The organism is Prescottella defluvii (assembly GCF_000738775.1).
In the GTDB taxonomy this organism is placed as follows: domain Bacteria; phylum Actinomycetota; class Actinomycetes; order Mycobacteriales; family Mycobacteriaceae; genus Prescottella; species Prescottella defluvii.
Genome location: NZ_JPOC01000008.1, coordinates 131,153 through 158,099, shown reverse-complemented (window position 1 = coordinate 158,099; position 26,947 = coordinate 131,153). Strand labels below are relative to the sequence as shown.

Below are 26,947 nucleotides of genomic sequence, written 5' to 3'. Positions count from 1 at the left end.
TGAATGCGAACTTTGTTGCGGCAGGACCGATTTCAATGTTTCACGAGGTAATTCTCGAGCAGTGGCCCGATCTCGGCGAGCGCGGTCGGCTCTATCATCTGGTTGTGTTCGCAGTCGATCGTGAACTCGTGGATCCGGCCGGTGACCGCGGACTCCCAGACCTGCGGTGAATGCTCCTGCGCGTCATGCTCGCTGCCGTCGCCGAGACCGGCGGTGAAGAACAGCAGGTCCCCGTCGAACACGCCCGGCTGGTAGCGGTTCATGATGCGCGCCGACGTGGTGAAACCGTCGTTGATCCGCTTCAGGTGGGCGGGCGTCAAACCTGTTTCCTGCCCGAGTGATTCGTTGAGCAGTTCGACGGCCTGCGTGTACGTGAGGTCGCGGACGTCGCTGTACGGCGCCAGGTCCAGCCCGAGGCCCTCGAGCAGCTCGACCACCGTCAGGTGCTCGGGTTCCTCCTCATCCTCGGTGAGGTAGCTGTCCATGATCGCGAGGGTCGCGACCTCCTCCCCGGCGTTGCGGAGTTCGACGGCCATGGCGTGCCCGATCACCCCGCCCAACGACCACCCGAGCAGGTGGTAGGGGCCGTGCGGCTGCACGATCCGGATCTCCTCGACGTACCGGTGCGCGAGCTGCTGCACCGACTCGAAGTCCGGGCCGCCGCTCAGCAGCGGCAGTTGCAGCCCGTACGCGGGGCGGTCCTTGGCCAGGTACTGCACCAGTCCCGCGTACCCCCACGACAGCCCGATCCCCGGATGCACGCAGAACAGCGGCGGGCGGTCCCCGCTCGGGCGCAGCGGGATCACCACCCCGAGCGCGTCGTCGACCGGGGAATCGCGGTGGCCGAGGTAGCCGACCGGCAGGTCGATCCGCTTGGCGAGCCCGGACGGTGTCGGGTCCAGGAACATCGTCTGCAGCGGTATCTGGCGTCCGAGCCGCGACTGCAGTTCGGACATGATGCGGGTCGCGATGATGGAGTTGCCGCCGAGATCGAAGAAGCTGTCGTCGATGCCGACGTGCTCGATGCCGAGGACGTCGGCGAACACCTCGGTCACGGCCCGTTCCGTCGCGGTGGTCGGCGGACGGAACTCGGTGGTCAACGACGTGAACTCCGGGGCCGGCAGCGCCCGTCGGTCCAGCTTGCCCACCGGGGTCAGGGGGATCTCGTCGAGCACCACCACCGCGGACGGCACCATGTGGGCGGGCAACTGCGCCGCGACGTGCGCACGCAGCTCACGCGACTGCACCGTGTACCCCTCGACGGGACGCACGTACGACGCGAGCAGGGTGTCGCCGGACGGTCCGGTGTGCCCGAGGGTCGCCGCGAACGTGACCGCCGGGTGCCGGGTGAGCACGGCGTCGATCTCACCGAGTTCGATGCGGAAGCCGCGCACCTTGACCTGGAAGTCGGAGCGGCCGATGTACTCGATGGTGCGGTCCGGCCGCCAGCGGACGACGTCGCCGGTGCGGTACATCCGGGCGCCGGGCTCCCCGAAGGGGTCGGCGACGAAGCGTTCGGCGGACAGCCCGGGCCGGTTGTGGTAGCCGCGGGCCAGGCCTGGGCCGGAGATGTACAGCTCGCCCGGCACCCCCACCGGGACCGGACGCAGGCGGCCGTCGAGGACGGCCTCGCGGAATCCGATCGCCGGGCCGCCGATGTCGACCGTTTCACCGGGCTGCATCGGGCCGCTGACACTGGCCTGGATGGTGGTCTCGGTGGGGCCGTAGCCGTTGAACATCCGGCGTCCGGGGGCCCACTTGGCGACCAGTTCCGGCGGGCAGGCCTCCCCCGCCACCGCGAGGACCCGCAGCGATTCGAGGCCCTCGTCCTCGATCGAGGCGAGCGCGGTCGGGGTGATGAAGCCGTGCGTGACGCCCTCGCGGGAGAGCAGTTCGGTCAGTTCGGTGCCGCCGTAGACGGTGGGCGGCACGATCACCAGCCGGGCACCGGCGCTGAACGCCATCATCATCTCGAACACCGAGGCGTCGAAACTCGGCGAGGCCAGGTGCGAGACCCTCGACTGCGGGGTGACGGTGAACCGGTTCCGCTCCTCGGCGGTGAGGTTCGCGATGCCCAGATGCGTGACGATGACGCCCTTCGGCCGGCCCGTCGATCCGGAGGTGTAGATCAGGTACGCCGGATGGGTGAGGTGCAGCGGGGCGGTGCGGTCGGTGTCGGTGACCGGCGCCGCCGACGCCCGGGCCAGGTCCGCGTCGAGTTCGCCGTCGTCGACGACGAGCCACGGCACCGTGTCCGGGAGGCGTTCACGCAGCGCCGACGTCGTCAGTCCGACCTTGCAGCCGGAGTCGGTCAGCATGTGCGCGATCCGGTCGGCCGGGTAGTTGGGGTCGACGGGGACGAACGCGGCACCGGACTTGGCGATCGCCCAGATCGACAGGATCTCCTCGGTGGATCGAGGCATTCCGAGGGCCACGAACGTCTCCGGGCCCACGCCGCGCGAGGCGAGCACCCGGGCCAGCCGGTTGGACTGCGCGTCGAGGTCCCGGTAGGTGACGGTCCGCCCGAGATAGGTCAGCGCGACGGCGTCGGGATCCACTGCGGCCGCCGCGGCCAGCAGTTCCGGCCACACGTGCGGCGACACCGCGGTCCGCCCGGCCGCCGGCGCCAGCTCGTCGAGTTCGGTGGCGTCGAGGATCTCGATGTCCCCGACCGCGCGGGCCGGGTCGGCGGTGACGGCCTCGAGTACCCGCACGAAGCGTTCCGTGAACGCCCGGACGGTGTGCTCGTCGAACAGGTCGGTCGCGAAGTCGAGGGACGCCTTGATCCCGGCCGGGGTGCCGTCGCCGGCGAACTCCTCCGCGAGTACGAGTTCGAGGTCTTCCTTCGCGACCTGCGCGTCGATGCCGACGCCCTCGACGACGAGGCCGGGCAGCTCGAGGCGCGGCCGTTCGTTGTTCTGGAACTCGATGGACACCTGGAACAGGGGCGAGTAGGACGTGGACCGGGGCGGGTTCAGCTCCTCCACGAGCCGTTCGAACGGCACCTCCGCGTGCCCGAACGCGGCCAGGTCGGCTTCTCGGACCTGCCGGAGGATGTCGTCGAACGAGGCGCCGTGGTCGACGCGGGTGCGTAGCACCAGGGTGTTGACGAACATGCCGACCAACTCGTCGAGCGCGACCTCGCCGCGGCCCGCGATGGGGGTGCCGATCGCGATGTCGTCGGTGTCGGCGAGGCGGGCGAGCAGCGTCGCCAGGGCCGCGTGCATCGCCATGAACAGGCTGGCGCCGTGGCGGTGCGCGATCGCGGTGATCCGGGTGTGGAGGTCGGTGGGGACCTCGAATTCGATGCGGCCGCCGTGGAAGCTCTGCTGCACCGGCCGCGGTCGGTCGGTGGGCAGCTGGATGACGTCGGGCAGCCCGGCGAGTTCGGTGGTCCAGAACTCGAGCTGGCGGCGCAGCAGCGAGTCCGGATCGCTGTCGGCGCCGAGCAGGTCGTGCTGCCACAGCGAGAAGTCCGCGTACTGGACCGGCAGCGGCGTCCACTGCGGGGCGGCGCCGGCGGCGCGGGCGGTGTAGGCGGCCATCAGATCCCGGCCGAGCGGGGCCATCGAGTACCCGTCGGCGCAGATGTGGTGCACGACGATCACCAGCACGTGTTCGGTCGGACCGCGCCGCAGCAGCTCCGCCCGCACCGGGGGCGCCGTGGTGACGTCGAACCCGGCGGAGGCGAACGCGACGATCCGTTCCCGCAGCGCGGCCTCGTCGGGCACGTCGACCGGGGTCAGTCCGGTGAGGACCTCGCCGACCGGCACGATGCGCTGCGACGGGACCCGGTCGACGACCGGGTAGGCGGTGCGCAGCGACTCGTGGCGCTCGAGGACGTCGCCGACCGCGGCGCGCAGCGCCTCGGTGTCGAGGTCTCCGCTGAGGTTGACGGCCATCGGGATGTTGTAGGCCGCCGACGCGGTGTCGAACTGGTTGATGAACCACATTCGCTGCTGCGCCAGCGACAGAGGGATCCGCGGGGGCCGCTCGCGCCGGGTCAGTTCCGGTCGCCGGTACGCGGCGGTGGTGTCGCGTTCGCGGGAGATCCACTGGGCGAGCGCGTGGATGGTCGGCGCCTCGAACAGCGCACGGACGGGGATGTCGGCGTCGAGGATGCTGCCGAGCCGGGCGGTGACCCGGGTCGCGATCAGCGAGTTGCCGCCCAGGTCGAAGAAGCTGTCGTCGATGCCGACCCGGTCGACGCCGAGGACCTCGGTGAAGATGTCCGACAGCGTGTACTCGAGAGGGTTGGTCGGCGCCCGGAACTCGCCGGTGCCGAATGTGAACTCCGGTGCGGGCAGTGCGCCGCGATCGAGCTTGCCGACCGGGGTGAGCGGGATCGCGTCGAGCACCGTGATCGCGGCCGGCACCATGTGCGCCGGCAGTCGCTCCGCGATCCGGTCGGTCAGGGCCGCGGGCACGATCGTGGCGTCGGTGCGGGGCACCACGTACGACACCAGCACCGTGTCCCCGGACGGTCCGGGCACCCCGAGGGTGGTGGCGACGCTGACGGTGGGATCGGCCATCAGTTCGGTGTCGATCTCGCCGAGTTCGATGCGGAAACCGCGCACCTTGACCTGGAAGTCGGAGCGGCCGACGTACTCGATGGTGTGATCCGGCCGCCAGCGCACGATGTCGCCGGTGCGGTACATCCGCTCCCCCGGCTTGCCGAACGGGTCGGCGACGAAGCGTTCCGCGGACAGCCCGGGCCGACGGTGGTACCCGCGGGCCAGGCCCGGGCCGGTGATGTACAGCTCGCCCGGCACCCCGACCGGGACCGGCTGCAGGCGCCCGTCGAGCACGAGTTCACCGACCCCTCGGATCGGTCCGCCGATGGTGATCGGGTCGCCGGGGGTCATCGGCACACTGATGTTCGACATGATCGTGGTCTCGGTGGGGCCGTACGCGTTGTGCAGCTCGCGGCCGGGCGCCCACCGGCTCACCAGGGCCGGCGGGCAGGCCTCGCCGCCCACGGCGACGTGGGTGAAGGTGTCCAACCCGGTGGGGTCGACGGTGCCGAGCGCCGCGGTGGTGACGAACGCGTGGGTGACGCGCTCGGACGCGATGAGGTGCGCGAGGTCGGCGCCGCCGAACACGGTGGGTTCGGCGATCACCATCGTCGCGCCCACCCCGAAGGCCTGCAGGTACTCGAACACCGCGCCGTCGAAGCTGGGGGTCGCGAAGTGCAGCGTCCGGGACCGCGGGGTCGCACCGAAGCGTTCCTGCTGGTCGAGGGCGAAGTTGTCGAGTCCCTGGTGGGTGACGACGACGCCCTTGGGTCGGCCCGTCGACCCGGAGGTGTACACCACGTACGCGGCGTGGTGCAGGCCGAGCGGGGCGAGCCGTTCGGCGGCGGTGACCGGTGCGTCGGAGTGGTCGTCGCACGCGGCCACGAACTCGGGGTCCTCGAGGGTCAGCCACGTCACGGTGTCGGGCAGGTCGTGTCGGTGTGCGGCGACGGTGAGTCCGAGGCCGGCGCCCGAGTCGGCGAGCATGTGCTCGATCCGTTCGAGCGGATAGTTGGGGTCGACCGGGACGAAGGCGCCGCCCGCCTTGGCGACCGCCCACACCGCGAGCACCGATTCGACGGATCGTGGAATACCCAGCGCCACATATGATTCCGGCCCGACGCCCTGGTCGATGAGGAACCGGGCGATGCGGGAGGAGCGGGTGTCGAGTTCACGGTAGGTGACCTCGCGCCCGGAGAACGACAGCGCGATCGCGGCCGGGTCCAGTGCGGCCGCGTCGGCGAAGATCTCCGGCAGGGTGCGGGTGGAACCACCGGGGGCACCGAGGACCGGTGCCAGTTCACGCCGTTCGGGCTCGGTCAGCAGGTCCAGCCGCGCCAGCGGCTGGTCGGGGTCGGCGACGAGGCGGTCGAGCACCACCGCGACGCGGGTCGCGATGGACTCCACGGCGGCGCGGTCGAAGAACTCGGGGAAGTACTCGAATTTGAGGTTGAGGCTGCCGTTCACCGACGCGACCAGCGACAGCGGGTAGTGGGCGGCGTCCCGGCCGTCGATGCCGGTGACCTTCATGCCGGCGATGTCGGTGTCGGCGGTGAGGGCCTGCCGGTCCACCGGGTAGGACTCGAACACCGTCAGGGTGTCGAACGTGGCGGCCGGTCCGGTGGCCTTCTGGATGTCGGCGAGACCGAGATAGTGGTGGTCGAGCAACTCTGCCTGCTCCCGCTGCACGCGGTCGAGGAGGTCGCCGAGGGTCTCGGTGGCGTCGAGGGTGACGCGGACGGGAAGCGTGTTGATGAACAGGCCCACCATCGACTCGATGCCGGGGATCTGCGGCGGGCGGCCCGAGACGGTGCCGCCGAACAGGACGTCGCTGCGCCCGGTCATCGCGCCCAGCACGATGCCCCACGCGACCTGGACGACGGTGTTCAGGGTCAGGCCCCGCTCCCGGACGAGGGAGCGCAGCATGTCGGTCTGCGTCGCCGACAACTCGCGCTCGAACTCCTCGGTGCCCGCCCCGGCGTCGGCGCCGCGGACGGCCGGTGCCAGCAGCGTCGGCTCCTCGAGTCCGGCGAGCGCCCGGCGCCACGCGTCCGTCGATTCGGTGGCGTCCTGCCGCGCCATCCACGCGAGGTAGTCGCGGTACGGATGCACTCGGGGCAGCGCCGAGGCGTCGCCGTCGGTGGCGTACAGCGTCAGCAGGTCCCGGAGCACCAGAGGCGTGGACCAGCCGTCGAGCAGGATGTGGTGGTTGGTGATGACCAGCCGGTGCTGCCCGTCGCCCAGGTCGACCAGCGTCATCCGGATCGCCGGGGCCGTCGTCAGGTCGAATCGGGTGAGGCGGTCGGCGCGGATCAGTTCCGCGAACCGGCGGGCGCGGGCGGTGGGGTCGAGTCGCGACAGGTCCACCGCGGTCCACGGCAGGGTCACGTGCTCGGGGATAACCTGCACCGTGCCCGCGGACTCGGCCCCGCCGCCGGGCGCGACGAACGCGGCCCGCAGGTTCGGGTGCCGGTCCAGCAGCGCCTGGCCGGCGCGCCACAGCCGGTCGGTGTCGACGGTGCCGCCCAGCGTCAGCGTCAACTGGACGAGGTATGCGTCGGCCGACTCGCCGGAGTACGCGGCGTGGAAGTGCAGGCCGGATTGCAGCGGCGACAGCGACCACACGTCCGACAGGTGCGGGAAGCGGTGCTCGAGCGCGTCGATGGTGGCCTGGTCGAGTCCCACCAGGTCCAGGTCCGACGGAGTCAGCCCGCCCGCGCCGGGATGTTCGGCGTGCCGCGCCAGCGCGGACAGGGCCCGCACCCACAGGTCGGCCAGTTCGCCGACGTCGACCGAGGCCAGGACGCCGCGGGGGAACGACCACGTCGCCCGCAGGCGCGGTCCCTCGGGGGTTTCGGTGACCACCGCGTTGACGTCGAGGACGTTCGCGACGGGCAGCGACGCATCGGGGGCGTCGTCGAGTTCGACATCGCCGACCGGGAGCCATCCCACGTCCCCGGCGGCGGCGGTGCCGCCGAGTCGGCCCAGATAGTTGAAGCTGACCTGCGGGACCGGCGCCGCGGCCAGCAGTGGGGCGGTCCGCGGGTCGAGGTAGCGCAGCATCCCGAAGCCGATGCCGTGGTCCGGGATCGCGAGCAACTGCTCCTTGACCGCCTTCATCGCCGCTCCGGCGGCCGGACCGGCGGCGAACGCGTCGTCGACGTCGATGCCGTCGAGGTCGAGTCGGATCGGGTAGATCGTGGTGAACCAGCCGACGGTGCGACCCAGGTCGGCGCCGGGCACCACCTGATCCTCGCGGCCGTGACCCTCGAGATTCACCAGCGCCGCGGCGGTGTCGTGGCCGCGGGTGCGGCGCCACCGGGTCAAGGCCATCGCGAGTGCCGCCAGCAACCCGTCGTTGACGTTGCCGTGGTACGCGTTCGGCACCGTGGTGAGCAGCGCCTCGGTGACCGCGGCGGGGAGTTCGACGGACACCTTGTCGACGGTGCCGGTGACGTCGACGGCCGGATCGAGTGGACGTGTCCCGATCACCGGGTCGTCCGTGGCCAGGACGGACCGCCACAGGTCGAGTTCGCGGTCGCGGCCGGGGGTGCCGCCGACCGCGGCGTCGGCCAGCGCGTGCGCCCACCGTCGCATCGAGGTTCCGGTGTCCGGCAGGTCGGGGACCTCCCCCGCATCGACGGCCGACCAGGCGGCCGCCAGATCGGGCACCAGGATCCGCCACGACACCCCGTCGACGGCGAGATGGTGGACCACCAGCAGCAGTCGTCCGCCGCGGGGTCCGGCGTCGAACCAGACCGCCTGCAACATGACCCCGGTCGACGGATCGAGCCGGCCGGCCGCCCGGTCCAGTTCGGTGGCGGCGGTCGCGGTGAAGGCGGGTCCGGTCGGCTCGTCCACCGGGACCCGGGTGACGAGGTCGGCGGCGGACACCGCGCCGACGGGCCGGACCTGCATGCTGGGCTCGCCGTGGTCGAGCGACTGCAGCAGTCCCCGCAGCATGTCGTGGCGGTCCACCACCGCCTGCAGGGTGCGGGTGAGGCGGTCGGCGTCGATCGCGGGCGGCAGCGCCAGCAGTGCGGTCTGCGTGTAGCGGCGGACGACGTCCCCGCCGCCGCGGCCCAGCAGCCAGCGCATGATCGGGGTCAACGGGAACTCGCCGACCCCGCCGCCGGGCAGTTCCTCGAGGTGAACCGGGGCGTCGCCGTCGGCGGCGGCCGCCACCGCGGCCAGGCCGGCGACGGAGCGGTGCTCGAACACGTCGCGTGGGGAGAACCCGATGCCTGCGGCCTTCGCCCGCGACACCAGCTGGATCGACATGATGCTGTCGCCGCCGAGCGCGAAGAACGAATCGTCCACACCGACCGCGTCGAGCCCGAGCACCTCGGCGAACAGGGCGGCGAGGACCCGCTCGGTGTCGGTCTGCGGGGCGCGGCCGCCCGTGGTGCGGGCCCCGAAATTCGGGTCCGGTAGGGCCCGGCGATCCAGTTTGCCGTTCGCGGTGAGCGGGAGTTCGTCGAGCACCACGAGGGCCGCGGGCACCATGTACGACGTCAGTTCGGCGCCGACGTGGTCGAGCAGGTCCTGCGGGTCGAGGTCGAAGCCCTGCTCGCGGACGGTGTAGCCGACCAGTCGCGCGGCGCCGTGCTCGCCCTGGTGGACGGTCACCACGGCCTGCGCGACACCCGGGTACCGCAGCAGCGCGGCCTCGATCTCGCCGAGCTCGATGCGGAACCCGCGGATCTTGACCTGGAAGTCACTGCGGCCCAGATATTCGAGGCGGCCGTCGCGGTTCCACCGGGCCAGGTCGCCGGTGCGGTACATGCGTTCACCGGGCCCGCCGAACGGGTCCGCGACGAACCGTCCCGAGGTGAGGGCGGAGCGGCCGAGGTAGCCGCGGGTGAGCTGGTCTCCGGCGACGTACATCTCGCCGGTCACCCCGGTCGGGACCGGCTGCAGACGGTCGTCGAGGACCATCACCCGCAGGCCCGGGATCGCCCGCCCGATCACGCTCCCGTTCGCGGCCGCCGCGAAGTCACGGTCGAGGTCGAGCCGGGTGACGTGGACGGTGGTCTCGGTGATGCCGTACATGTTGACCAGGCGCGGCGAGGTGTCCGGGTGCCGGGAGTACCACCGACCGAGCTGGCCCAGATCGAGCGCCTCGCCGCCGAACACGACGTACCGCAGCGCCAGTTCCGGGGCGGACGTGGAGGCGTCGCCGGCGAGGCGGTCGGCCTCGGCGAGCTGGTAGAAGGCGGTCGGGGTCTGGTTCAGCACCGTGACCTGTTCGCGGCGCAGCAGGTCGAGGAACATCTCCGGCGACCGTGCGGTGTAGAAGTCGACCACCACCAGCCGGCCGCCGTGCAGCAGCGGACCCCACAGTTCCCACACCGAGAAGTCGAACGCGTAGGAGTGGAACATCGTCCACACGTCGGTCTCGTCGAAACCGAACGTCGCGGTGGTGTTCTCGAACAGGGTGAGCACGTTGCGGTGGGTGACCTGGACGCCCTTGGGCCGGCCCGTCGAACCGGACGTGTAGATGACGTAGGCGACGTCGTCGGGACGCACCGGAATCCGGCGGTCGGCATCGGTGACCGGGCGGTCGGGTCGGCCCGCGACCGCGTCCACGACGGCGGTGTCGTCGAGGCGCACCAGCGGCACGTCGGTGGGCGGGATCGCGGCGGCGTCGGCCGCGGTGGTGAGCACGCACACCGGCGCGGAGTCGGCGAGCATGAACGCGAGCCGGTCCGCCGGGTAGGTGACGTCGACCGGCAGGTAACCGGCACCCGACTTGATCACCGCGAGCAGCGCGACCACCAGGTCCAGCGACCGCGGCAGTGCGACGGCGACGAGCGTTTCCGGGGCGGCACCGAGCGTGACGAGGTGCCGGGCGAGGCGGTTGGCGCGGGCGTCGAGTTCGGCGTAGTCGAGGGTGACTCCGTCGAAGGTGAGCGCGTCGGCGTCGGCGAACCGGGCCGCGGCGTCGGCGAACCGGTCGGCGAGGGTGGTCGCGGGCGCGCGGGACCCCGCGGCGTTCCAGTCCCGCAGCTGCGCGGTGAGTTCGGTGTCGGTGGCGATCCCGACGTCGCCGGTCGGTCGGGCCGGATCGGCGGTGAGGGCGTCGACCAGCCGGACGAACCGCTGGGCCAGCGCACCGACGGTGTCCGCGTCGAACAGGTCCGTCGCGTACGTGAAGGCCGCGGTGATCCCGGCCGGCACACCCTGCTCGTCGTGACGTTCGGCGAGGGTCAGCTGGAGGTCGAACTTGGCGACGGCCAGCTCCGCCTCCACCGGCTCGGCGACCAGGCCGGGCAGCTCCAGTCGGGGCAGCTCGTTGTTCTGGAACTCGAGCAGCACCTGGAACAGCGGCGAGTGCGCGGTCGACCGCTCGGGGGCCAGGACGTCGACGAGCCGCTCGAACGGCAGGTCCGCGTTCCCGAACGCCGCCAGGTCGAACTCCTTGGTCCGGGCGAGCAGGTCCTCGAAGCCGTCGGCGCCGTCGACCCGGCTGCGCAGCACCAGCGTGCCGACGAACATGCCCACCAGGTCGTCGAGTTCAGCCTCGCCGCGCCCCGCGATGGGGGTGCCGATCGCGATGTCGCCGCTGCCGCTCAGCTTGGCCAGCAGCACCGCCAGCGCGGCGTGCGCCGCCATGAACATGGTGGCGCCGTGGCGGCGCGCCACGTCGGCCAGCGACCGGTGCACGTCGGCGGGGATGTCGAAGTGAACACGGGCACCGTCGAAGCGCTGCCGGACCGGCCGCGGCCGGTCGGTGGGCAGCGCGAGCGCCTCGGGCAGGTCGGCCAGCGCCTCGGTCCAGAACGCGAGCTGGCGGCTGATCAGCGAGTCCGGGTCGTCCTCCGAGCCGAGCACGTCGCCCTGCCACAGCGCGAAGTCCGCGTACTGCACCGGCAGCGGCGCCCACTGTGGGACGTGGCCGCCGACCCGCGCCAGGTACGCGGTCATCACGTCCCGGGCCAGGGGCGCCATCGAGAACCCGTCGGCGCAGATGTGGTGCACCACGATCGCCAGGACGTGCTCGGTGGGTCCGAGCCGGAGCAGTTCGGCCCGCACCGGCACGGCGGCGGTGACATCGAAACCGCCGGAGATCAGCGCCGACACCCGGCCCGGCACGTCGCCGGGGGGAACCTCGATCACCGTCAGGTCCGGGGCTGCTTCGGCAGCCGGGACGATCCGTTGGACCGGCGTCCCGTCGACGGACGGGAAGAACGTGCGCAGCGACTCGTGCCGGTCCAGCACGTCGCGGACCGCGCCGCGCAGGGCGGCCGGGTCGAGTTCGCCGGACAGTCGCACCGCCAGCGGGATGTTGTAGGCCGCCGAGTCGGTGTCGAACTGGTTGATGAACCACATCCGCTTCTGCGCCAGCGACAGTGGGACGCGCCGCGGCCGCTGCGCCGGCACCAGCGGGGGCCGGTCCGCGGCCGTCTCCCGGTTCCGGTCGATCCAGCGGGCGAGGTGGTGGGCCGTCGGCGCCTCGAACAGGGCACGCACCCCGACGTCGACGCCGAGCGCCGTGCTGAGCCGGGCGGAGACCCGGGTCGCGATCAGCGAGTTGCCGCCCAGGTCGAAGAAGCTGTCGTCGACACCGATCCGTTCCAGCCCGAGGACCTCGGCGAACACGTCGGTGACGGTCTGCTCGACGGGATTGGTCGGCGCCCGGAACGTCGTCCCGGACGGCAGGAACTCCGGCTCCGGCAGCGCCGCCCGGTCCAGCTTGCCGATCGGGGTCATCGGGATCTCGTCGAGGATCATGATGCTCGACGGCACCATGTGGACCGGCAGCCGGGCCGCGGCGAAGTCCCGCAGTTCGCCGGGCTCGGGTCGGGCGCCGGCGTTCGGCAGCACGTACGTCACCAGGGCGGTGCCCCCGCCCGGGCCGGGCCGGCCGAGCGTGACCGCGAACCGGATCTCCGGATGGTCGCCGAGCACATTGTCGATGTCGCCGAGTTCGATGCGGAAGCCGCGGATCTTGACCTGGAAGTCGGACCGGCCGATGTACTCGACGGTGTGGTCGGGGCGCACCCGCACCACGTCGCCGGTGCGGTACATCCGCTCGCCGGGGGTCCCGTGCGGGTTGGCGACGAACCGGTCCGCGGTCAGACCGGGGCGGCGGTGGTAGCCGCGCGCCAGCCCGGACCCGGCGATGTACAGCTCGCCGGGCACCCCGGTGGGAACCGGCCGCAGGCTCGGGTCGAGGACGAGTTCGGTGACACCGCGCAGCGGGGCGCCGATGGTGACGGTCTCCCCTGCCACCAGCGGGGCGCTGATGTTCGCCATCACCGTCGCCTCGGTCGGTCCGTAGCCGTTGTAGAAGCGCCGGTCGTGCGCCCAGCGTGTCACCAGTTCCGGCGGCACGGCTTCGCCGCCGACGACGACCTCACGGAACTCGTCGAGCCCGGTCGGGTCGACGGTGGCGGCGGCGGCCGTGGTGACGAACGCGTGCGTGACGTGCTGGTCGCGGAGCAGGTCCGCGAGTTCGCGGCCGCCGTACACGGTGGTCGGGGCGATCACCATGGTGGCGGCGGCGCCGAACGCCAGCAGGTAGTCCAGGACCGCGGCGTCGAAGCTCGGTGTGGAGAAGTGCAGGGTCCGCGACGACGACACGGTCGCGAACCGGGTCAGGAAGTCGTCGGCCAGGTTGTCGAGTCCGGCGTGGGTGACGACGACACCCTTCGGGATGCCGGTGGTGCCGGAGGTGTAGATCACGTAGGCGGGATGGGTCAGCCGCAGCGGCGCCGTCCGGTCGGTGTCGGTGACCGCGGCGGCCGATGCCGTGGCGCAGCCGGCCGCGAAACCGGGATCGTCGAGCACGTGCCACGGCACCGTGCCCGGGAGCCGGTCGTGGGCGCCCGCCACCGTGAGGCCGACGTCGGCGCCGGAGTCGTCGAGCATGAAGGCGATCCGCTCGGCCGGATAGTTCGGGTCGACGGGGACGAACGCGGCCCCGGTCTTGGTGACCGCCCACACCGCGACGATCGACTCGACCGACCGGGGAATGCCGAGGGCGACGAACGATTCCGGGCCGATCCCCTGCTCGACGAGCCGGCGGGCCAGCCGGTTCGACCGCTCGTCGAGTTCGCGGTACGAGACCTCGGTGGCGCCGGCGACCAGCGCGACGCCGTCGGGGTGCGCCGCGGCGGCGTCGGTCAACAGGGCCGGCAGGGTCCGGGCGGTGCGTCCGGGTCGGCCCCGCAGCGGCACCAGGTCGGCCCACTCGTCGTCGGAGAGCAGCCGCAGCCGGGCCAGCGGGCACTGCGGGTCCTCGGCGACGGCGGTGAGGATCCGGGTGACCCGGTCGGCGAGGGCCTGCGCGGTGGCCCGGTCGAACAGGTCCGGCAGGTACTCGAGCTTCATCCGCAGCCGGTCGTCGACGTTCGCGACCAGGGTCAGCGGGTAGTGGGCGGCATCGGCACCCTCGTGGATGTGCACCAGTCGCAGCCCGGCGATGTCCGCGTCGGTCACCGCGGCGCGGTCCACCGGGTACGACTCGAACACGGTGAGCGTGTCGAACGCCAGCACCGGCCCAGCCGCGTCCTGGATCTCCGTCAACCCAACATGGTGGTGGTCGAGCAGCCCCGCCTGCTCGGCCTGCACCCGGCGCAGCAGCTCGCCCACCGACTCGCGCGGATCGAGACGCACCCGCACCGGCAGCGTGTTGATGAACAGGCCGATCATCGACTCGATGCCGGGGATGTGCGGTGGCCGACCGGACACGGTGCCACCGAAGACGACGTCGTCGCGGCCGGTGAGCGCGCCGAGCACGATCGCCCACGCGGCCTGCATCATCGTGTTGAGGGTGACCCCGAGTTGGCGGCCGATCGAGGAGAGCCGGGCGGTGTCGGCCGTGTCGAGTGCCATCTCCACCGCGTCCGGCATCGTGGCCTGCTCGCGGGCCCGGTCGAGCGGTGCGAGCAGGGTCGGTTCCTCGAGGCCGCCGAGGGCGTCCGACCACGCCTGCACCGAGCGGGCGGTGTCCTGCGCGGCGATCCAGGCGAGGTAGTCGCGGTACGGATGCACCCGCGGCAGCGCCGAGGCGTCGCCGTCGGTGGCATACAGCGTCAGCAACTCCTGCATCATCAGCGGCGTCGACCAGCCGTCGAGCAGGATGTGGTGGTTGGTGAGCACCAGTCGGTGCTCGTCGGGGCCGGTGCGCACCAGCAGGAACCGGATCAGGGGCGCGGTGGCCATGTCGAATCGCTGCGCCCGGTCGTCGGCCAGCAGCCGGGACAGCTCCGCCGCCCGCACCGGCGCGTCCAGCTCGGACAGGTCGACGTCGATCCACGGCAGTTCGACGCGGTCGGCGATCACCTGCACCGGCGTGCCGTCGGCGGCGTGCACGAACGCGGCCCGCAGGTTGGGGTGCCGGTCGAGCATCGTCTGACCGGCCCGCCGCAGGCGCTGCGCGTCCGCGCCGCGCACGTCGAGCATCATCTGCACCATGTAGGCGTCGACGGACCGGTCCGCGATCTGCGCGTGGAACAGCAGACCGGACTGCAGCGGCGAGAGCGACCACACATCGGTCAGCGCCGGGAACCGCCGCTCGAGCCGTTCGATCTCGGCCTGGTCGAGCGCGACGAGGTCGAGGTCCGACGGCGTCGCCCCACCCGCGCCGGGTCGGGACACGTGCCGGGCGAGCGCGATCAGCGCCTCGCTCCACAGTCCCGCCAGCTCCTCCACCTCGGCGGCGGTCAGCACGCCCGCCGGGAACGCCCACGTCGCCCGGATGCGGGAGCCGTCCCGGCCGTCGGTGGTGACGGCGTTGATGTCGAGCACCGACGCGACCGGCAGGTCCGCGTCCTGCAGGATCCCCAGGTCGGCGTCGTCGGTCGGCACCCAGCCCGCGTCGCGCTGGTCGTCGGGCACGCTCGCGGTGAGCCGGCCCAGGTAGTTGAAGCTGACCTGGGGTGCCGGCAGCCCGCCGAGCGCGTGGTCACCGTCCGGGTCCAGGTAGCGCAGCATCCCGTAGCCGATGCCGTGATCGGGGACGGCGAGCAGCTGTTCCTTGACCGCCTTCACCGCGGCGCCGGCGCCGCGCCCGCCGTCGAACGCGTCGTCGATGTCCACCCCGGCCAGATCCAGCCGCACCGGGAACAGGGTGGTGAACCAGCCGACGGTCCGGCCCAGGTCGGCGCCGGGCAGCACATGGTCCTCACGCCCGTGCCCCTCGAGGGTGACCAACGCGTCGGTCGCCGCGATCCCCCGGCCGCGGCGCCACCGGACCAGTGCGAGTGCCAGCGCGGTCAGCAGTCCGTCGTTGACGCTGCCGCGGAACGCGTCCGGCACCGTCGTCAGCAGCGCCTCGGTGACGTCCGCGGACATCTCGACGGTGACGCTCTCGACCGTCGCCGCGACGTCGACGGCGGGGTCGAGGGGCCGTGACCCCAGGATCGGGTCGGGGCCGGTGAGCATCCCCCGCCACAGGTCCAGCTCGTCGCGGCGCTGCGGTGCGGCGTCGACGAGGCCGTGCGCCCACCGCCGCATCGAGGTACCCACCGGCGCGGGCTCCGGTCGCTCACCGGCGGCGATCCGCGTCCACGCGATCGCCAGGTCGGGCACCAGGATCCGCCACGACACCCCGTCGACGACCAGGTGGTGGACGACGACCAGCAGGCGGCCGCGGTCGGTGCCGGAATCGAGCCACACCACCTGGACCATCTGGCCGGCGGCCGGATCGAGCCGGTCCTCGGCGGCGTCGAGTTCGGTGCGCACGATCTCCGCGTAGGCGTCGGTGCCGGGGACCGCCCCGGTGACGTCCACGCGGCGGATCAGCCACTCGGCGTACACCGTTCCCGGCACCGGCACCGTCATCCGGTGCTCGCCGGGCCGGATGCGGGCGCGGAGCATGTCGTGCCGGTCCAGCACCGCCTGCAGTGCGCCCGCGAGCCCGGCCTCGTCGAGTCCGTCGGGCGCGGTGAGCAGCGCCGCCTGCGAGAACCGGTCGTGGGAGCCGCCGCGGCCGAGCAGCCAGCGGGCCACCGGCAGCAGCGGCACGTCGCCCAGCCCGCCGCCGTCGAGTTCGGCCAGCACCGTCGCGCCGGGACCGGCCTGGGCGATCGTGGCCAGCGCCGCGATCGTCTTGTGCTCGAAGACGTCCCGCGGGGAGAAGTGCAGGCCCAGCGCCTTGGCCCGCGACACCAGCTGGATCGACATGATGCTGTCGCCGCCGAGCGCGAAGAACGAATCGTCGACACCGACCGCGTCGAGCCCCAGCACGTCCGCGAACAGCCCGGCCAGTTCCTGCTCGCGGGGCGACTGCGGTGCCCGGCCGGTCGTGGCGCGTGTCCCGAAGTCCGGTGCGGGCAGCGCCCGGCGGTCCACCTTGCCGGCCGGACCGAGCGGCACCCGGTCGAGCACGGTCAGCGCGGACGGCACCATGTACGACGGCAGCAGCGTCCCGACGAAGTCGACGACCGCATCGACGTCGAGGTCGGCGCCGGGTTCGGGCACGACGTAACCGGCGAGCCGGCTCGCCGGCCCGGACCCGTCGACGGTGACGACGGCGGCCGCGACCCCGGCGTGGCGGCGCAGCGCCGACTCGATCTCGCCGAGTTCGATGCGGAACCCGCGGATCTTGACCTGGAAATCGGTGCGGCCCAGATACTCGAGCTGGCCGGACCCGTTCCAGCGCACCAGGTCGCCGGTGCGGTACATGCGTTCGCCGGGCCGGCCGAACGGGTTGGCGACGAAGCGTTCCCCGGTGATCCCGGGCCGGTCGTGGTAGCCGCGCGCCAGTCCCGATCCGAGGACGTACAGCTCGCCGGGCACCCCGCCGGGCACCGGGTGCAGGCGCGAATCGAGCACCACCGCCCCGGCACCCATCGGTGGCCGGCCGATGGTGACCGGCGCCCCGACGGCGAGCGGTTCGCTGACCGCCGCGACGACGGTGGCCTCGGTGGGCCCGTACGCGTTGAACATCCGCCGTCCCGGCGCCCACTGCGCGACCAGTTCCGGCGGGCACGCCTCGCCGCCGGTGACGACGCACTCGATCCGGTCCAGCCCGTCCGGGTCCACCGATCCGAGCGCGGCCGGGGTCACGAAGGCGTGGGTGACGGCGCCGTCGCGCAGCAGATCCCGTAGTTCGTCGCCGCCGAGCACGTCCGGGGGCGCGATCACCATCGTCGCGCCGGCCCCGATCGCCAGCAGCAGTTCGAGGATCGAGGCGTCGAAGCTCGGGGACGAGAAGTGCAGGGTCCGCGACGACGGCGTCACCCCGAACCGGGTGCGTTCCTCGGCCGCGAAGTTCGCCAGGCCGCGATGCGCGACGACGACGCCCTTCGGGGTGCCGGTCGACCCGGACGTGTAGATCAGGTACGCGGGATGGTCGAGCCGAAGGGGCCCGGTGCGGTCCGCGTCGGTGATCGGCCCGGCCGGGTGCCGGCGCACATTCTGCCGGACGTCCTCGTCGTCGAGCACGATCCAGTCGGTGGACTGCGGCAGTCCGGGGTGGTGCGCGGCGACGGTGAGACCGACGACGGCACCGGAATCGGTGAGCATGTGCGCGATCCGGTCCGGCGGATAGTTCGGGTCGACCGGCACGAACGCGGCCCCGGTCTTGGCCACCGCCCACGTCGCGGTCACCGACTCGAGCGAGCGGGCCAGGGCGAGGGCCACCACCGATTCCGGACCGACCCCGCGCGCGATCAGCAGCCGGGCCAGTCGATCCGAGCGGGTGTCGAGTTCGCGGTAGGACAGTTCCCGACCCTCGAACACCACCGCAGCGGACTCGGGGTCGATCACGGTCGCGGCCGCCAGCAGTTCGGGCAGTGTGCGGGCGGGCACACCGGCGCCCCCGCTCACCGGCGCCAGGGCCCCACGCTCGTCGGCGGTGAGCAGGTCGACGTCGCCGACCCGGGTGGCCGGGTCGGTGGTGACCGCGCGCAGCACCGCGGCGAACCGCTCGGCGAGCCGCGCGACGGTGGCGGGATCGAAAAGGTCCGTCGCGTACGTGAACCCGGCGGAGACCCCCTCCGGTTCCCCGGATTCGGCGAAGTCCTCGGTGAGGGTGAGCAACAGATCGAAGTTCGCGATGTCGGCCGCGGCATCGACGGTCGTGACGGTCAGCCCGGGCAGCTCCAGCCGGGGCCGATCGGTGTTGCGGAACTCGAGCATCACCTGGAACAGCGGCGTGTGCGCGGTGGAGCGTTCCGGGGCGAGCGCGTCGACGAGACGCTCGAACGGCAGGTCGGCGTGGTGGAAGGCGTCGAGGTCGGCGTCGCGGACCCCGGCGAGCAGCGCCGAGTAGGTGGCCTCCGGGTCGAACCGGCTGCGCAGCACCAGCGTGTTGACGAACATGCCGACGAGGTCGTCGAGCGCCGCCTCCCCGCGACCGGCGATCGGGGTGCCGATCGCGACGTCGTCGGTGTCGCCGAGCCGGGCCAGCAGGGCGGCGAGGGCGGCGTGCACGGCCATGAACACCGTCGAGTTGTGGCCGCGGGCGATCGCCACCAGACGTCGATGGGTGTCGGCGTCGATACGGAAGTCGTGCACCGCGCCCCGCATCGAGCGTTCCGCCGGCCGCGGCCGGTCGGTCGGCAGCTCGAGCACCTCGGGGAGCCCGTCGAGGGTGCGGGCCCAGTAGTCGAGCTGGGTCGAGAGCAGGCTGTCGGGGCTCTCGGTGCTGCCGAGCACCCGGTGCTGCCACGACGCGTAGTCGGCGTACTGCACCGGCAGCGGCTCCCACCCGGGCAGTTCCCCCGCGGAGCGGGCCACGTACGCGGTCATGAGGTCCCGCGCGAGCGGGGCCATCGAGAAGCCGTCCGCGCAGATGTGGTGGACGACGATGACGAGCACGTGACTGTGCGGGGCCACCCGCAGCAGCGCCGACCGGACGGGCGGGGCGAGCGTGACGTCGAATCCGGCGCCCCCGAACTCCGCGATCCGCTCCGGCACCTCGGCCTCCGGCACCGGGACCGCTTCCAGTTCCGGTACGACGGCGGCGGTCGGCAGCACCACCTGGGTGGGTTCACCGTCGACCATCGGGAACCGGGTGCGCAGCGATTCGTGCCGCTCGAGCACGTCGGTGATCGCGGCGCGCAGCGCGTCCCGGTCCAGGTCGCCGTCGAGGCGCACCGGCAGCACGACGTTGTACGCCGGCGACGTGGTGTCGAACTGGTTGATGAACCACATCCGCTTCTGCGCCAGCGACACCGGCACCGGTGTGGGCCGCACGCCCGCGGTCAGCGGCGCGCGACCGGCGCCGCGGGTGCCCGCGGACGCGATCCGCAGCGCCAGCGCGGACACGGTGGGGGCGTCGAAGACCTCACGCACCCCGATCCTGGTGTCGAGCGCGGAATTGACGCGCGCGACCAGGCGGGTCGCGGTCAGGGAGTTGCCGCCCAGGTCGAAGAAGCTGTCGTACACCCCCACCCGGGGCGCGCCGACCAGTTCGGCGAAGATCGCCGCGAGGATCTCCTCGACGGGGGTGCGGGGGGCGACGAACTCGGTTTCGGCGGACCCGAACTCGGGGGCGGGCAGCGCGCCGCGGTCCAGTTTGCCGGTGGCGCCGAGCGGGAACTCGTCGACGACGAGGATCTGGGCCGGCACCATGTACGCGGGCAGCGTCTCGGCGACCGCATCCCGCAGCGCGGCGGGGTCCAGCGTCACGGCAGCATCCCCGATGTCCCCGATGACGTACCCGATCAGGGCCTCGCCGACGATCTCGTCGCGGCGCACCACGACGACGGCCTGCGCGACCCCCGGCTGCGTCAGCAGCGCCGCCTCGACCTCGCCGAGTTCGATCCGCAGTCCCCGGAGCTTGACCTGGAAGTCGGTGCGGCCCAGATACTCGAGGGCGCCGCCGGGGCGCCAGCGCACCACGTCGCCGGTGCGGTACATCCGCGCACCGGGCGGGCCGAACGGGTCGGCGACGAACCGCTCCGCGGTCAGGTCCGGGCGGCCGACGTACCCGCGGGCCAGCTGCACGCCCGCCAGGTACAGCTCGCCGGGCACGCCCACCGGGACCGGATGCAGCCGCGCGTCGAGCACGAACACCTGTGTGTTCCACACCGGGGCGCCGATCGGCACGCTCACCCGATCGGTGTCGGTGTACTGCCGGTAGGTGACGTCGACCGCGGCCTCGGTGGGGCCGTACAGGTTGTGGAGTTCGGCACCGGAGGCGGCGGCGAACTCGACGAACGCGGCCGCTGTCGCGGGCGGCAGCGCCTCGCCGCTGCAGAACACGGTCCGCAGCGACCGGCACTGCTGCGGCCGGCCGCCGACGAGGAACGCCGCGAGCATCGACGGCACGAAGTGCGCGACGGTGACCCGCCGATCCTCGACGAGCTGCGACAGGTAGGCGGGATCGCGGTGCCCGTCGGGGATCGCGATCGCCAGGCTCGCGCCGGTCTGCAACGGCCAGAAGAACTCCCACACCGACACGTCGAACGTCGCGGGCGTCTTCTGCACCACCACGTCGGACGCGGTGAGCCGGTACCGGTCCTGCATCCACGACAACCGGTTCACGATCGAGCGGTGGCTCACCGCCACACCCTTGGGCCGGCCGGTCGAGCCCGACGTGTAGATGACGTACGCGACGGCGTCGGGGCGCAGCACGGTGCGACGCTCCTCGGGGCGGATCGGGCCCTCGTCCCGGCCGTCGAGGTCGAGCCGGTCGATCTCGACGACGTCCACCCCGGCGGGCAACCGGCCGCGGTCCCGGCGAGTTGCGAGCACACACACCGGTTGCGAGCTGTCGAGCACGTACTCGGTGCGGGCGTAGGGGTGGTCCGGGTCGAGTGGCACGTACGCGCCGCCCGCCTCGACGACCGCGTACATGGCGACGAGCAGGTCGAACGAACGCCGGATCGACAGCGCGACCCGCGTGTCCGGTCCCACCCCGCGGGCGATCAGCTCGCGGGCGAGGCGGTGCACGCGGGACGCGAACTGCGCGTACGTCAGTTCCTCGTCGCCGAACGTCAACGCCACCGCGTGCGGGGTGCGCCGGACCTGTGCGTCGAACAGGCCCGCGAGGGTGGCGTCGGGCACCGCGTGGGCGGTGGCGTTCCATTCCCCCAGCACCAGTTCGCGTTCGCCGTCGACGAGGACGTCGATGTCGCCGACCCGGACCGCGGTGTCGACGGTGACCGACTCGAGGATCCGCACGAACCGGTCCGCGAATCCCGCGACCGTGGCCGGGTCGAACAGGTCGGTCGCGTACGACACCGTCGCCTCGATGCTGCCGGGCCGGCCCTCCTCGTCGGCGTGCTCGGTGAGGATCCACTGCATGTCGAACTTGGCGGTGCCCGTCGCGATCTCGGATACCTCGACCGCCAGCCCGGGCAGCTCCAGCCGGTTCTGGTCGGTGCCGCCCTGCAGCACCAGCATCACCTGGAACAGCGGCGAGTACGCCCCCGAGCGCGGCGGATCGAGCACCTCGACCAGCCGCTCGAACGGGACGTCGGTGTTGCCGAGGGCGGCCAGGTCACCGGCGCGGGTGTGGGCCAGCAGATCGCTGAAGGTGACGTCCGGTTCCACCTGGGTGCGCAGCACCAGCGTGCCGGCGAACATGCCGATCAGGTCGTCGAGTTCGGCCTCACCGCGGCCCGACACCGGGGAGCCGATGGAGATGTCGGAGCTGCCGCTGGACCGGGCGAGCAGCACCGCGAGGGCGGCGTGCAGCACCATGAACAGGCTCGCCTCGCCCTCGCCGGCGACGTCGAGCAGCCGCCGGTGCAGGTGCGGTGCGATCGTGAAGTCGGCGACGGCGCCCCGCATCGACTGCTGCGGCGGCCGGGGCCGGTCGGTCGGCAACTCCAGCAGGTCGGGCGCACCCGCGAGTTCGCCGCGCCAGTGGTCGAGCTGACGCGAGAGCAGACTGTGCGGGTCGTCCTCCGAGCCGAGCAGGTCGCGCTGCCACAGCGAGTAGTCGGTGTACTGGACCGCGAGCGGCGTCCAGTCGGGTGCGGTGCCCGCGGACCGGGCGCCGTACGCGGCCATCACGTCCCGCGCCAGCGGGGTCATCGACAGACCGTCGGCGACGATGTGGTGCACCACCAGCGTCAGCACGTGCTCGGTGGGCCCGAGCTGCCACAGGTTCGCGCGCACCGGCGGCGCGGCCGTGACGTCGAACGGTGCCGCCGCGGCGGCCGTCATCCGCTGGGACAGTTCGTCCTCGGTCACCGGGACCGGTCGGAGGTCGACGGTGACCTCCGACGTCGGGCGCACCGACTGGACGGGGCCGTCCGGGGTGTTGGGGAACACCGTCCGCAACGACTCGTGCCGCTCGAAGACGTCCGCGAGCGCGGTCCGCAGCGCCGGGACGTCGAGGGCGCCGGTCATCGTCACCGCGATCGGGATGTTGTACGCCGCTGAGGTGGGGTCGAACTGGTTGACGAACCACATCCGCTGTTGCGCCGTCGACACCGGGACGGGGCCGTCGTGGTCCCGCGGTACCAGCGGGGGCCGGGCCCCGTGCCCGGGCCCGGCGGCCTCGACGCGGGCGGCGAGCTCACCGACGGTGGGGGCCTCGAACAGGTCGAGCACACCCAGTTCGGTGCCGAGGGTCGCGTTGATCCGGGCCACGATGCGGGTCGCGGTGAGCGAGTTGCCGCCCAGGTCGAAGAAGCTGTCGGTGGTGCCGATCCGTTCGACACCCAGCAACTCGGCGAACACCCCGGCGATCTTCTTCTCGTCGAGGGTGCTCGGTGCCCGGAATTCGCCGGTGCCCGTGTCGAACCGCGGTTCCGGCAGGGCACGCCGATCCAGTTTGCCGGCCGGGGTGAGCGGCAGAGACTCGAGTACGACGACGCTCGCGGGCACCATGTGCGGCGGCAGCACGTCCGCGACGTGGGTGATGATGTCGCCGGCGAGTCCGTTGCCGGCGCCACCGGCGTGGGGTTCCCGGGTGCCGTCGGGCTGGACGTAGGCCACCAGCAGCGTGTCCCCGGCCGGTCCCACGAACCCCGTCGCGAGCGCGAACCCCACCGCGGGATGCGAGCGCAGTGCCGCCTCCACCTCGCCGAGTTCGATGCGGTAGCCGCGGATCTTGATCTGGAAGTCGGTGCGGCCGAGATACTCGAGCGTGTACGCGTCCCCGGCCCTCTGCCAACGGACCAGGTCACCGGTGCGGTACATCCGTTCGCCGGGCCCGCCGAACGGGTTGGCGACGAAGCGTTCCGCGGTGATGCCGGGCCGGTCGTGGTAGCCGCGGGCCAGACCGTCGCCGTACACGTAGAGCTCACCGGCCACGCCGACCGGCACCGGCCGCAGCCGGCTGTCGAGCACCAGCGCCCCGGTCCCGAGCGGCGGGCTGCCGATGGTGACCTCGCGGCCCACCGCGAGCGGCGCGGACACGCTCGACACCACGGTCGCCTCGGTGGGTCCGTACGCGTTGAACATCCGGTGCCGGGGCGCCCACTGTTCGACGAGATACGGCGGGCAGGCCTCGCCGCCGGTCACGACGCATTCCAGCTCGGTGAGCGCCACCGGGTCGACCGATCCGAGCGCGGCGGGTGTCACGAACGCGTGGGTGACGCGCTCCTGCCGCAGCAGCCCGGTCAGTTCGGCGCCGCCGTAGATCGTCGGCGGCGCGATCACCATCGTCGCCCCGGCCCCGACCGCGAGCATCAGCTCGAGCACCGACGCGTCGAAGCTCGGGGACGAGAAGTGCAGGGTCCGCGACTCGGGCCGCACCCCGTACCGGACCCGTTCGTCCTCGGCGAAGTTCGCCAGGCCGCGGTGGGTCACCGTGACACCCTTCGGGGTGCCGGTCGAGCCGGACGTGTAGATGAGATACGCCGGATGGTCGATCCGGAGACCGGCGATCCGGTCGGCGTCGGTGACCGGATCCGCCGGCCACTGCCGCACCTGCTCGGCGAAACCGGGCGCATCGAGCACCAGTGTGGGGACCGTGTCGGCGACCGCGTCGGTGTGCGCCGCGACGGTCAGTGCCAGGAGCGCGCCGGAGTCGGTGAGCATGTGCTCGATCCGGTCGGGCGGATAGTTCGGGTCCACCGGCACGAACGCCGCGCCGGTCTTCGCGACCGCCCACACCGACGACACCGATTCGATGGATCGCGGCATCGACAGCGCCACCACCGCCTCGGGACCCACGCCCCGCGCGGCGAGCATGCGCGCCAACCGGTTCGACTGCTCGTCGAGTTCCCGGTAGGTGACCTCGCGGCCCTCGTGGACCAGCGCCACCCGCTCCGGGTCCCGCCGCGCGGCGTCGCCGAGCAGGTCGGCGAGCGTGCGGGGGGTGACACCGTCTCCGCCCCACACCCCGGACAGCGCCCGCCGTTCCTCGTCGCCGAGTAGGTCGATGTCGGCGACGGCGACGGACGCGTCGTCGAGTACCGCACCGAGCAACCGGAGCAGACGCGCCGCGAGCGCCTCGATGGTCGCGGCGTCGAACATGTCCGTCGCGTACGCGAACGAGGCGTCCATCCCGGCCGGCACCCGCTCGGACGCGGTGGCGCCGTCGGAGGCGAACCGTTCCTCGACGGTCAGCCTCAGATCCAGTGCGGACAGGTCGGGTCCCGCGTCGGTGCCCCGCACGATCAGGTCGTCGAGCTCGAGGTGCGGGGTGCGGCCGTCCCGGAACTCGAGCATCACCTGGAACAGCGGCGAGTGCGCGTTCTCCCGGGTGCGGTCCAGCGCCTCCACCAGCTGCGCGAACGGGGTCTCGGCGTGCCGGAACGCGTCCAGTTCGGACGCGCACACGTCGGTGAGCAGGTCGCCGAACGTGATCCCGGGCGGCAGCGCGGTGCGCAGGGCGACGGTGTTGACGAAGTCGCCGCCGGCACCGCGGCCGGCCACGGGCGTCCCGATCGCGATGTCGTCGACGTCGGCCAGCCGCGAGAGCAGCACCGCCAGCGCCGCGTGCACGGCCGCGAACACCGTGCAGCCACGGTCCGCGGCCAGCTCCACCAGGGCCCGGTGGATGCGCGGCGCGATCGTGAAGTCCACCCGATCCCCGTCCAGCGCCCGGCGCGACGGGCGCGGCCGGTCGGACGGCAACGACAGGATGTCGGGCAGCCCGGCCAGCTCGCGGGACCAGAACTCGAGCTGCGCCGCGGACCGCAGCAACTGCGCCCCCACCACCGAGCTCTCGGTGTGAAGCTCGGCGATGCGGGTGTCGGGGGGCGCGAGGACGAACTCGTCGACCAGTTCCAGGAACCGGCGGTGGTGGGTGCGCAGCACATCCTCGGTGTAGCGCCCCGGGTTCGCCCGGAACTCGACGAATGTCGTTGTCGGGGTGCCACTCTGGACGAAATTGATCAGCAGGTCCTCGACCGGGCCGGACGTGACGATGTGGTACTCGCCGACCATCGGCCCGAGCGTCATCTGCTGGTGGAACAGCATCACGTTCACCATCGGGCCGGCCAGTCCGCGCGCGGTGCCGGTCAACCCGGCGTCGCGGCGGATGTCCTCGATGCTGCACCGCTGGTGCCGCAACGCGCCCACCAACTCCAACTGGATCCGCCCGACCACGTCGGCGACGGTGTCGTTCGGCAGCACCGTCGCCCGCAGCGGTGCGACGTTGACCAGCATGCCGCCGGACCGCTGCAGTGGTGCGGTGGTGCGCGCCGACACCGGCATGTTGACCAGCACGTCCGTGCGGCCGGTCATGCGGCACAGGTAGACGGCGAACGCCGCGATCAGCACCGCCGCCGGGGTGGCCTCGAGACGTCGATCGGTGGTGTCGAGTGCCGCGATCACCTCCGCGGACAGCGGGGCGCTCACGACGCGGCTGACCGCCCGCACGGGCGCCTCGTGCCCGGCGAGCGTGGACCCGGACTCGATGCCGGCGATGTGGTCGGCCCAGTATTCGCGGTCGGCCTGGAAGCGGCTCGATGCCCGGTACTTCTGGTCGACCGCGAGGAGCTCACGCAGGTCGAGGGCCCGATTGGGTTCGGGGTCGCGATGTTCCACGGCCGCGGTGTAGAGGGCCGCGATCCGGTTCGCCATCGTCATGCCGCTGTAGCCGTCCAAGGCGACATGATGAATTCTGGTGTACCACAGGTAGTCCCGGTCACCGATCTGCAGGATCGTCATATCGATGAGGCGTTCCCGGGTGAGGTCGATCGGCGCCGAGTGGTCGTGGTCCATCCACTCGTGTGCCGCGGCCATCGGATCGGGGTGGTCGCGCAGGTCGATCCGGCCGATCGAGAGGTCGGTGTCGGGATCGACCAGCTGCCAGGGCTCGCCGTCGACATCGACCAGGCGCAGGAACGGTGACTGGAATTCCTCGGCCGCCACCACCGCGCACCGGTCGAGCAGATCGAGGTCCAGGTCGCCGTGCAGCGCCACGTACTGCGCGATGAAGATGGGTACGCCCGGCGTGAGCTGCTGGGCGAACCACATGCTCCGCTGCACCGCGGACAGCGGAAAGGCCTCCGTAGGAAGATCCGGAGTGTCGGAACCACGCGAGCCGGGTTCCCGAGATCCTGACAACGTCATTTACTCGCCCCCTGAGAGCAGAATGCCCCGGTTGCATCGGGACCACACCATAT

The 26,947-nt window shown here is 72.3% G+C and carries 1 protein-coding gene; it reads right to left on the bottom strand.

The window, feature by feature from the left end; translation table 11 throughout:
* Window positions 1-32 precede the first annotated feature (32 nt).
* Window positions 33-26,894 carry a non-ribosomal peptide synthase/polyketide synthase gene (locus IJ15_RS0103680; protein ID WP_031936993.1) on the bottom strand — a complete coding sequence of 8,954 codons (26,862 nt, stop codon included), beginning with the start codon at window positions 26,892-26,894 and terminating at the stop codon, window positions 33-35.
* Window positions 26,895-26,947: the final 53 nt, after the last annotated feature.

Coding starts and splice junctions, on each gene's coding strand:
- IJ15_RS0103680 (WP_031936993.1), bottom strand. CDS start 26,894: ATGACGTTGTCAGGATCTCGGGAACCCGGCTCGCGTGGTTCCGACACT.